Annotated in this window: 7 protein-coding genes; 2 read left to right on the top strand and 5 right to left on the bottom strand. The window is 72.3% G+C overall.

The window, feature by feature from the left end:
• Window positions 1-137: 137 nt before the first annotated feature.
• The 5 genes from ACGFIE_RS33230 to ACGFIE_RS33210 all read right to left on the bottom strand — a co-directional run bounded on the left by ACGFIE_RS33230 (window position 138) and on the right by ACGFIE_RS33210 (window position 6380).
• Complete coding sequence (locus ACGFIE_RS33230) at window positions 138-545, bottom strand: four-helix bundle copper-binding protein (protein WP_393302448.1); 408 nt, start codon at window positions 543-545, stop codon at window positions 138-140.
• Between the two features lie 93 nt (window positions 546-638).
• Window positions 639-1343, bottom strand: coding sequence for a GAF and ANTAR domain-containing protein (locus ACGFIE_RS33225; RefSeq protein ID WP_393302445.1), 705 nt, complete (start codon window positions 1341-1343; stop codon window positions 639-641).
• Between the two features lie 241 nt (window positions 1344-1584).
• On the bottom strand, window positions 1585-2043 hold the full coding sequence (locus ACGFIE_RS33220) for a hypothetical protein (protein WP_393302442.1): 459 nt from the start codon (window positions 2041-2043) through the stop codon (window positions 1585-1587).
• Between the two features lie 3 nt (window positions 2044-2046).
• Window positions 2047-4482, bottom strand: a complete 2436-nt coding sequence (locus tag ACGFIE_RS33215; RefSeq protein ID WP_393302439.1) for a molybdopterin oxidoreductase family protein — start codon at window positions 4480-4482, stop codon at window positions 2047-2049.
• 104 nt (window positions 4483-4586) lie between these two features.
• Entirely contained in the window at window positions 4587-6380 is a 1794-nt protein-coding gene (locus tag ACGFIE_RS33210; RefSeq protein ID WP_393302437.1) for a thiamine pyrophosphate-requiring protein, read from the bottom strand.
• Between the two features lie 356 nt (window positions 6381-6736).
• Between ACGFIE_RS33210 and ACGFIE_RS33205 the strand changes: the two genes are divergently transcribed.
• Window positions 6737-8239, top strand: a complete 1503-nt coding sequence (locus tag ACGFIE_RS33205; protein WP_393302434.1) for an FAD-binding oxidoreductase — start codon at window positions 6737-6739, stop codon at window positions 8237-8239.
• A 163-nt stretch (window positions 8240-8402) separates the two neighbouring features.
• Window positions 8403-10460, top strand: coding sequence for a copper resistance protein CopC (locus tag ACGFIE_RS33200; RefSeq protein WP_393302431.1), 2058 nt, complete (start codon window positions 8403-8405; stop codon window positions 10458-10460).
• The last annotated feature ends 60 nt before the right edge of the window (window positions 10461-10520 follow it).

Here is a 10520-nt window from a genome sequence, read left to right as displayed (position 1 = left end):
GCGCGGGGCCCCCCCCCCCCCCCCCCCCCCCCCCCCCCCCCCCCCCCCCCCCCCGCCCCCCCCCCCCCCCCCCCCCCCCCCCCCCCCCCCCCCCCCCCCCCCCCCCCCCCCCCCCCCCCCCCCGCCGCGTGCCGTTCTCAGCTCATGGTGGCCAGCAGATCCCGGCAGGCCCGCTCGCAGGCGCGGCACGCGTCGGCGCAGACCCGGCAGTGTTCGTGCATGTCGGCGTGCCGGGCGCACTCGTCCCCGCACGACCTGCACGCGGTGGCGCACGCCTCCAACAGGCTGCGGGTCAGGTTCGCGTCGTAGCCGGTGTGCCGGGACAGCACCCGTGCCGTGGTCGTGCAGATGTCGGCGCAGTCCAGGTCCGTGCGTATGCACGTGGTCAGGTCGCCGACCATGTCCTCGCTGAGGCAGGCGTCGGCGCACGCGGTGCAGGCCTGGGCGCAGTCGGTGAGGGCGTCGATAGTCGCCGCCAGCTTCGCCCGGTCCAGGTTGATCGACTTCGGGTACGTCTCCAGCATCGGCATCGTGGTGCTCGGCATCCGGAAGGCCCCTTCTCTCGGCTGCCTGGGCCCTACCCGGGATGTCCCGATACACACCTGTTATCGGTCACTGACGCCCTTCACTGCGCCCGGTCAGGAGGGGACCTGCGCCTCGGCTGCCCGGTCGACAAGGCCCTGGGCCACGTCGCGCACCGTACGGTTGGAGTCCTGCGAAGCCCTCGCCAGGACCGCGAACGCGTCGCCGGGTGTGCACCGCCGCTCGGCCATCACGACGCCCTTGGCCTGCTCGATGACCGCACGACTGGTCATCGCGTCCCGCATCTGCCGGGCGAGGCTGGCGGTGCTGTCGTAGAGCTGGGCGTGGGCCAGGGCGACCGCCGCGTACGCCGCGAACGTCTCCAGGATCACCACCGTGTCCTCGTCGAAGGCGTGCGGGGTACGGGCGTAGGCGTTGAGCGCGCCGACGACGGCTTCGTGGATCGGCAGGCCGATCGACAACGAGCTGCCGAACCCGGCTCGCACTCCCGCTTCGGCCCACTCCGGCCACCGATCCTCGGCCCGGAGGTCGGGTACGGGCAGGATGTGGCCGCTGGCGGCGGCGTCCAGACACGGGCCGCGTCCCTGGGCGTACTGCCGCTCGTCCAGATCCCGGGCCAGTTCGTCGGTGGACGCCGCGGTGTGCCCGGCGCCGTTGCGGGCCAGTGTGACCGACACCTCCACCGGCATGGGCAGAACGCGCTTGGCGAGTTCGGCGACGCGTTGCAGGACATCGTCGAGACCGACCTCACCGAGATTGATGCGGCCGAGTTCGGTGAAGGCGTCGGCTGGGTCCGACATCGGGTGGGTCACCACGGCAGGTCCTCACGGCGGGTGCGCGCCCCTGCGATACAGCAACAGCCCGGCAGACGCGCGAATGGCAGCTCGCCTGGGCGGGCCGCTGCACGACGCCCGCCGTGGCGGAGCCGGGACCCACGCCGTTTCTTGACGCCGGTTCGCCACGCCGATACCTCGAACGTGGACTACAGGTCTCCTACCGTACTCGCCCGGCCCGCCGAACGCCCCTTGAGCAGCGACCCGATCAGTCCGCCAGGACCAGCGCCTGTGGCGCGGCGGCCTTCATTCGCGTCCGCAGCCACGTGAGCTGCATGGCGGTCTCGCCCTCGCAGTCGCGCACCACCGCGAGCAGGTCCTCGTCGCGGACGCCGTAGGCGGCCTGGCCCACGACGGTCCAGGTGATGTCGCACTCGGCGGCCATCAGGTAGAGGTCCTGCAGATCACGGAGCAGACCGATGCCGCCGGTGCGGGTGCCGGTGAACAACTGCGAGTGCAGCCGGTCGGGTTCGGCGGGCGCGTCCTCGGAGTAACGGGCGGCGAACGGGCGCAGGCGTTCGGCGTGCCCGTCACAGCGCTTCGCCTGCTGCTGGCAGAGGTGGTGGACGTCGGGTTCCTCGGCGTGCGCGTCGCCGACCTGCCGGAACGCCTCGGCGAGGTTGACCTGGGCGCGGTGCAGCAGGCCGAGATAGTGGGCGAGATGCACGGCTCACTCCTCTCCGCTGGTGGCCTCGGCGGCCGGTCCGCCGACTGTCGCGGGCACGTCGGCGTCCGCCGGCGGCGCGCTGCCGCCGATCGTCGGCGCCGGCGAGGGTACGCCCCGCCCGTCGGCGAGTTTCGTCACGGCGACGGCGGCCACCTTGAACAGGGGCTGCTTGGAGACCGGGTCCCACGCGGTGATGGTCAGCTCGTTCGCCGCCCGCGGGGTCCGGTCGGCCGGGTCCTGGTCGAAGTAGCCGTAGTGGAACGGAAGGAACACCACGCCGGGGCGGATGCCGCAGAGCCGTGCTCGCGCCTGGATGCCGCCGCGCGCCGAGGAGACGCCGACCAGGTCGCCCTCGGCGATGCCGAGCCGGTCGGCGTCGGCCGGGTTGAGCTCCACCCACACGTCGGGTGCCGCCCGGTCGAGCTGTGGCGCGCGGCCGGTTTTCGTGCGGGTGTGGAACTGGTAGACGGTCCGCCCGGTGGTGAGCAGCATCGGGTGGTCCTCGTCGGGCACCTCGGGCGAGGGCTGGTAGTCGACGGTGTGCAGGAACGCCCGGCCGTTCGGTTCCTTGGCCCGGTACTCGGGCTCGGTGAACTCGGCGCCGGTGGCGAGGTCCTGGCCGTACGTCTCGCAGTAGTCCGGGTCGGTGTGGAACACCCCGTCGGTGTAGAGCCGCTCGGTGCCGTCCGGCCGCTCGTCGGTGCAGGGCCACTGGATGCCGGACCCGCCACGCAGCCTGGCGTAGGTGATGCCTGTGTAGTCGCACGGCCGGCCGCGCGAGCACTCCTTCCACGCCTCGAACACCTCCTCCGGGCCGGTCCACCGGATCAGCGGCTGCCCGTCGCGGTCGCGGAAGTCCATCCGGCGCGCGTAGTCGAGGAAGATGTCCAGGTCGGGCCTCGCCTCGCCGGGCGGGTCGACGGCCTTGTCGGAGAGGTGCACCGTCCGGTCGACGCTTGTGAACGTGCCGGTCTTCTCGCCCCAGGTGGCGCCCGGCAGCACCACGTCGGCCAGTTCGGCGGTCTCGGTCAGGAACAGGTCCTGGACCACCACGAACAGGTCCGGCTTGGCGAGGATCCGCCGGATCCGGGCCAGGTCCGGCAACGACACCGCCGGGTTGGTGGCGCTGATCCACAGCAGTTTGATCGAGCCCTGCTCGGCGTACCGGAAGATCTGCATGGCGTGCGTCGGCGGCGACCAGTGCGGGATGGTGTCGACCTCGACGTTCCACAGCCGGGCCAGCTCCTCGATGTGGCTGGTGTTCGCCCAGTTGCGCAGGCCGGGCAGGTCGCCGTCGGCGCCGGTCTCGCGGGTGTTCTGCGCGGTCGGCTGGCCGTTCATCTGGTAGATCCCGGCGCCGGGGCGGCCGATCATGCCCCGGAGCAGGTGCAGGTTGTTGACGGCGCAGGCGGCGGCGGTGGCCTGGTTCGACTGGTAGAAGCCCTGCAACACGGTCGACAGCAGCCGCTGTGACGTGCCGAGCATCTCCGCGGCGCGCTCCACGTCGGCGGCCGGCACGTCGCAGATGTCGGCGACCCGGCGCGGTGGGTACCCGTCGACGATCCGGCACAGCTCGTCGAAGCCGATGGTGTGCCCGTCGACGTAGTCGCCGTCGTACCAGCCACGTCTGATGATCTCGCGGAGCAACCCGTTCAGCAGGGCGACGTTCGTGCCGTTGCGGACCGCGAGGTGCAGGTCGGCCTCCCGGGCGACAGGCGTGGCCCGGGGGTCCACGGCCAGCATCGCCGGTGGGTTCGGCCCGCGTCGCCGGTCCAGCATCCGCATCCACAGCACCGTCTGCGTCTCGGCGACGTTGTGACCCCACAGCGCGATCGCGTCACAGTGGTCCACATCGGTGTACGACCCGGGCTGCCCGTCGGTGCCGAAGCTCGCCTTCATCGCCGCCGCCGCGGTCGCGGTGCACAGCCGGGTGTTGCCGTCCATGTGCGGCGTGCCCAGCCCGGCCTTACCGATCACGCCCAGCGCGTAGTACTCCTCCAGGAACAACTGACCCGAGGTGTAGAAGCCGAAGCGTCCCCACCCGCCCGGCGCGTCGAGGAGGTCCCGCGAGCGGGCCACGATCCGGCCCATTGCGGTGTCCCAGTCCGTCTCCACGAGACGGTCACCGTCGCGGACCAACGGTCGGGTCAGCCGGTCCGGGCTGTTGTTGGCCTGCCAGCCGTACAGGTCCTTGGGGTCGAGCCGACCCCGGTTGATCCGGTCCACCGCCCGGCCCCGCACGCCGACGATCCGCCCGTCGGCGACCCCGATGTCCATGGCGTCGCCGTTGGAGTGCAGCACCGACGCCGACTGCACCCACCGGTCCACGTCGGCCTCGGTACGCCCATCGGCCAGAAAGCGGTCCACCCGCACCGGCCACTCGCCCCCCGGCCCGTACGGCGTCCGCTCACCCCACGGCTCGGCGATCCGATCAACCACGACGCGCTCCCTCCGACGACTCTCCTGCCGCCCACCACGGCGGATCCGGGGCCCGAACTCGGGAGGTATGTCCCCGCGATCCCGATCCGCACACCTACCGACCGTCACCGCGGGTCGTCGAAGCCCTCGGTGGCTCGCTCGCGGCGCAGGTGCGCCAGCGCCCGGCGGCCGAGGTCGGTGTCCTCCCGGCCGAGCGCCTCGTACATGCTGGCGACCTTCTCGTACGGCTGCGCGGGCGGCAGCAACGGGATCGCCGGGTCCACCACCGCCTCGATAAGCGTCGGCCGGTCCGCCGACAGCGCGCGGTCCCAGGCCGCGTCGACCTCGCCCGGGGTGGTGACCCGCACGCCGTGCAGACCCAGCAGCTCCGCCCAACGGGCGTACGGGGCGTCGGGCAGGCGCTGCGAGTCGACGAAACGCGGATCGCCCTCCATCTCCCGCTGCTCCCAGCTCACCTCGGCCAGGTCGCGGTTGTGCAGCACCAGCACCACGAAGCGCGGGTCCGCCCAGTCCCGCCACCGGTGCGCGACGGTGAGCAGCTCGGCGAGCCCGTTCATCTGCATCGCGCCGTCCCCGGCAAGGGCCACCACCGGGCGCTGCGGCGTGGCGAGTTTCGCGGCCAGCCCGTACGGCAGTGCCGAACCCATCGACGCCAGGGTGCTGGACAGGTGCGCGTCGACGCCGACGGGCAGGCGCAGGTGCCGGGCATACCAGTAGACGACCGACCCGACGTCCACCGACACCTGGGCGTCGCCGGGCAGCCGGTCGGTGAGGGCGTGCAGGACGTACTGCGGATTGAGCGGCTCGACCTCGGCGGTGGCCCGGCGGCGGGCGATGTCCCGCCAGCGCTCCACCTCGCCCTCGACGCGTTGCCGCCAGTTCCGGTCGGCGCGCGGCTTGAGCAGCGGCAGCAGCGCCCGGATGGTCTCGGCGGCGTCGCCGAGCAGCGGCACCTCCACCGGGTAGCGCATGCCGAGACGCCGGCCGTCGATGTCGATCTGCACCGCCCGGGCCTGCCCCGGCGCCGGATAGAACTCCGACCAGGGGTCGTTGCTGCCGACGATGAGCAGGGTGTCGCACTCGCTCATCAGCGCGCTGCTGGCGGTGCTGCCCAGATGGCCCATCACTCCGGTGTGGAACGGCAACGCCTCGTCCAGCACCGGCTTGCCCAGCAGCGAGGCGGTCACTCCCGCGCCCAGTGCCTCGGCAAGCTCGACCACCTCGTCGGCGGCGGCGCGGGCGCCCTGCCCCACCAGGATCGCCACCCGCTGCCCGGCGTCGAGCAGGTCGGCGGCGGCACGTAGGTCGTCCGGGCGCGGCCGCAGCTCCGGCACCGGCAGCCCGGGGTTGGTCACCATGACTCCGTGCTGGTGCGCGCCGAGATCCGGGGCCGGCGCGGTCTGCACGTCGTGCGGCAGGATGACGCAGGTCGGGCTGCGGGTCGCCAGGGCGGTACGGATCGCCCGGTCCAGCAGCATCGGCAACTGCTCAGGGGTGTACGCGGTCTGCACGAACTGCGCGCACACGTCGCCGTACAGGCGGACCAGGTCGATCTCCTGCTGGTATCCGCTGCCCAGCACCGAGGTCACCTGCTGGCCGACCAGGGCCAGCACCGGCTGGGAGTCCAGCCGCGCGTCGTAGAGGCCGTTGAGCAGGTGCACCGCCCCCGGCCCCTGCGTCGACAGGCACACCCCCAGGCCGCCTGTGTACTTCGCGTGACCGCAGGCCATGAACGCGGCCGTCTCCTCGTGTCGGGCCTGCACGAACTCGGGCCGGCCGGCCCGGCGCAGTGCCCCCATCACCCCGTCGATGCCGTCGCCGGAGTAGCCGAAGACACGATCCACACCCCAGTCCGCCAACCGGGCCACCACCAGGTCCGACACCGTCGCATCCGCCATCGCCGTCTCCTCGCCTCGCCGCTGTCCACCTGGGGCGGTACCCCGATCCACAGCGCCAAACCAGGCAGACGCCGACGATCGAGGTTCGGCGGGTCGTCCGCCGCCGCTGCCGCGAGTCGTAGCCGGTCAATGCAGCGCACGCCGCCGCCGACGTGGGGGGCCCAACCATCAGCTCTGGCGGCAGCGACCCCCGGTGCCGGTCGATGGCCGGCCGACCGCCCTGATCACTCGACCGGGTTTTCGGACAAAAAGGCTCATCTCCGAATATCTCTCCCGTAATACCGTGAGTTGCGTGCCACCGAACCAGAGTCACTCTGGTCGATCGCTGGCGTCACCCACTTCGAGAGGATCGGACCATGCGCGACCTATCTCGTCGCGAAGTACTCAAGGCGACGGCGGCCGTCGGCGCGGGGGCCGCGGTATTCCCCGGCATCGTGGCCGCCGGCACCCCCGGATTCGCGGCCGACGGCGGCCCGGGTCCGTCCTCCACCGCCGAGTGTCCCCCGACGGAGCTGACCGGGCGCATCGTCCGCCCCCAGGATCCCGGGTACGCGAACGCGAGCCTCGGCTGGGACGAGCTGTTCGTCCGCTACCCGCTGGTCATCGTCTTCGCGCAGAACACCCAGGACGTGGTCAACGCCCTGACCTGGGCGCGGCAGAACGACGTAGCGCTGCGGGTGCGCAGCGGCCGGCACAGCCTCGAGGGCTGGTCGAACGTCGACAACGGCATCGTGATCGACGTGAGCGAGCTGAAGTCGACACACATCGACTACGCGAGCCGCACCGCACGGGTGGGCGCCGGGCTCAACCAACTGGAGGCGGTCACCGCGCTCGGCGAGCACGACCTCGCGGTGACGACCGGAACGGAGGGAAGCGTGGGCCTGTCCGGCGCGACCCTCGGCGGCGGTCTCGGGTTCCTCACCCGCTACCTCGGCATGGCCTGCGACAGCCTGATCGGGGCGGAGATCGTCGTCGCGTGGGGCAGCAACGGCGCGAAGGCCATCGAGGTGGACCTGCACAACCACGAGGACCTGCTCTGGGCCCTACGCGGCGCGGGCAACGGCAACTTCGGAATCGTCACCTCGCTCACCTACCGGGTGGCGCCGCTGCGCAGCGTCGCCTACGTTCAGGCGACCTGGGACAGCCTCGGCGACCTGGAGGAGATCTTCGACACCTGGCAGCGCATCGCTCCGTTCACCGACTACCGCCTGGGGACGCAGGTCGAGATCCACAAGTCCGCGATCCTGCTGTTCGCGGTGCTCGCCGACGGCCCGGAGGCGGAGGCGAGGAAGCTGCTGGAGCCGATCCTGTCGATCGGTAACCCCGAGGTCACCGTGCAGACCGGGGGCTGGGGCGAGATCTACAACGGCTTCCAGATCCCGACCGAGGACGAGCCCGCGAACTGGAAGTTCTTCTCGCAGTTCTCCAACCAGCCGTTCCCGAAGAAGGCGATAGGCGTGGTCCGCGCCTTCATGGAGGACGCGCCCACGGACGACAGCAACTTCTTCCTCCAGGCGTTCGGCCGGGGGAAGCAGGCGCACGAACCGCGTGGCGGCTCCGCGTTCCCGCACCGTGACGCGCTCTTCTACTCCGAGCCCGGCGTCGGCTGGGGCACGCGCGGGGAGCCGGACAGCGGCGACGCTCTCACGCCTGTCGCCCAGACCTGGATCGCCGAGTTCAGCCAGGCCCTGCGGCCGTACGTCGACGGCGCCTACGTCAACGTGCCGAACATCGGGATGGCGGAGTGGGAGTCGGCCTACTGGGGGTCCAACTTCTACCGACTGCGCAAGATCAAGGCGAAGTACGACCCGCACAACGTCTTCCAGTACGAGCAGAGCATCCCACCCGCGACCTGCTGAGCGACGACCCCGGGCCACGCGTCGGTGTGGCCCGGGGTCGAGGCCGCGGCGACGGTCGTGGCCTCTCGCGGCATCGGCCGTGCGCAGCGGGGCCGACTTTCGCCGTTCAGGAAAAAAGATCAGCTTCTTGTGAAGAAAGCCTCACCCCGGTGAGGATATTCAGATGCGTCGTCTCCCCCAGAGTTTCGGCCGGCCGGTCGCGGGCCTGCTCGCGCTCGCCCTCGCCACGGCGGTCACCCTCCTCGCGTCCGCCCAGCCCGCCGCAGCGCACGGGACGCTCGCGATGTCCACTCCGGAGAGCGGCGCCACGCTGCGAGCGCCGCTGACGTCGGTGGCGCTCTACTTCACGGAGAAGGTCGGCGCCAACGCGTACTTCACTGTCACCGCGCCGAACGGCGTCCGTGTCGACAACGGCTGGACGTACGGGGAGCCGAAGGCGCTGACCAAGCCCGTGCGGGAGTACTTCCTGGTCGACGGCCAGTTCCAGCCTCGTGAGTACACGACGGGCTTTCCGGCTGTGGTGTCTGTCGCGCACCTGCCGGCGGCCGGCCAGTACTCGGTGAGCTATCTGTCGGTGGCCTCCGACGGTGACGCGGTGCGCGGCACCATGACGTTCCGCTACACCGGCCGGGCGACCAAGGCTCCGCAGGGGTGGCAGCCGCCGACTCAGCAGCCCGACCCCGCGCTTCTGGCCGCCATCGACCAGCACGCGTCCTCGGGGCAGCAGCCGGTGGCCTCGGCCGCACCGGCCGGGCCGACGGGCACACCGCAGGCGGCTCCCGCCGTGCCCTCGGATGAGGGAAGCGGCCCGGGCGCGGTGGTCTGGATCGGCGGGGCGGTCGCGGCCCTCGCGGCGGTGGCGGGGCTCGTCGTCTGGCGTCGTCGCACGTCCCCCGCCGGTCGACCGACTGGCCGGGCACGCGCGTCGAAGGCTCCGGCCGGCCGGGGTGGTCGCGGAGCACCCTCGGCACGCAAGTCCGCCGCCGGCAGGAACGCAGCGACCACCCGCAAGAGCCCGGCGACCACAGGCAAGAGCCCGGCGACCACCGGCGGCAGTCGCGCGGCGGGCGGTTCCGGCGGCCGGCAGCGAGGCGTCGTCGTACCCGCGGCACGTGGGAGCGGCGCGCTCGCCGGCGCCCGGAGTTCGGTCGCGGTCGAGTCCGCGCCACGGCCGACGCCGACCGCGCAGGCCCTGGCCACACCGGAGGACGCGTCGCCCGCCGAGCGGTCGCAGCCCGACACGCAGGACACCACGGCGGTACGCGGGTCACGGCTGACCAACACCCACCTGGCGCTGCTCGTCGGTGGGTTGGTGCTGGCCCTGCTGGCCGGCTTCGGGCTCGCCCGCATCGGCACCGGCGACGCGTCGCCCACCGGTGACGCGCGCCGACCCGCGGCCCCCGGCGGCGTACCGAGCGGCTCCGGGGAGGCCCTGTCGGCCGGCACCGGGCACGACCACGCGCCCGGAACCGGGCCGCACTCGCATCCGGGCGACGTCAGCGCGGGTGAGACCCTGGCGACCGGGACGACGGTGAGCGCCGGTGGCTACACCTTGCAGCCGCTGGAGCGGACCCAGCCGCCCGGCGTACGCGCGGACTACCGGTTCCGGATCGTCGGAACCGACCGGCAGCCGGCGACGCGTTTCGCCGTCGTACACGAGAAGCCGTTGCACCTCATCGTGGTGGGTCGCGACCTGGGCGGCTACCAACACCTGCACCCGACGATGGCGCCCGACGGCACCTGGAGCGTTCCGCTGACCCTGGCCCGACCGGGCGGCTACCGCGTCTTCGCCGACTTCTCGGTCGCCGCTCCCGACGGTCGACAGGTCCCCCTCGTGCTGGGCGTCGACCACCAGGTCCCGGGCGCGTACGCCCCGGCCGCCCTGCCACCGGCCCAGCCGCAGGCGACGGTCGGGCCGTTCACCGTGTCGATGACCGGAACGCCCACGGCCGGCGTGACGGCGCCGGTGCGCTTCCAGCTCACGCGCACCGACGCCGCCGGGCCGGTCCAGCCGCAGCGGTACCTCGGCGCGTACGGACACCTGGTCGTGGTCCGCGAGGGTGACCTCGGGTACGTGCACGTGCACCCGGAACAGGAACTCGTCGACGGGACTGTCGCGTTCTGGCTGACCGTCCCCAGCTCCGGCCGGTACCGGGCGTTCTTCGACTTCCAGGTCGACGGGAAGGTCCACACCGCCGAGTACACGATCAACCTGCCCTGAGACAGCTCTCCCCCGGGAGCTGTTCGCTGCACGTGAGCCGCCCCGAGCCGCTGGTGTTGC

Source organism: Micromonospora sp. NPDC049275 (genome assembly GCF_043197115.1).
Classification (GTDB): Bacteria; Actinomycetota; Actinomycetes; order Mycobacteriales; family Micromonosporaceae; genus Micromonospora.
The sequence above is the reverse complement of the archived record's forward strand: the minus strand, read 5'-3'. Positions and strand labels throughout refer to the sequence as shown.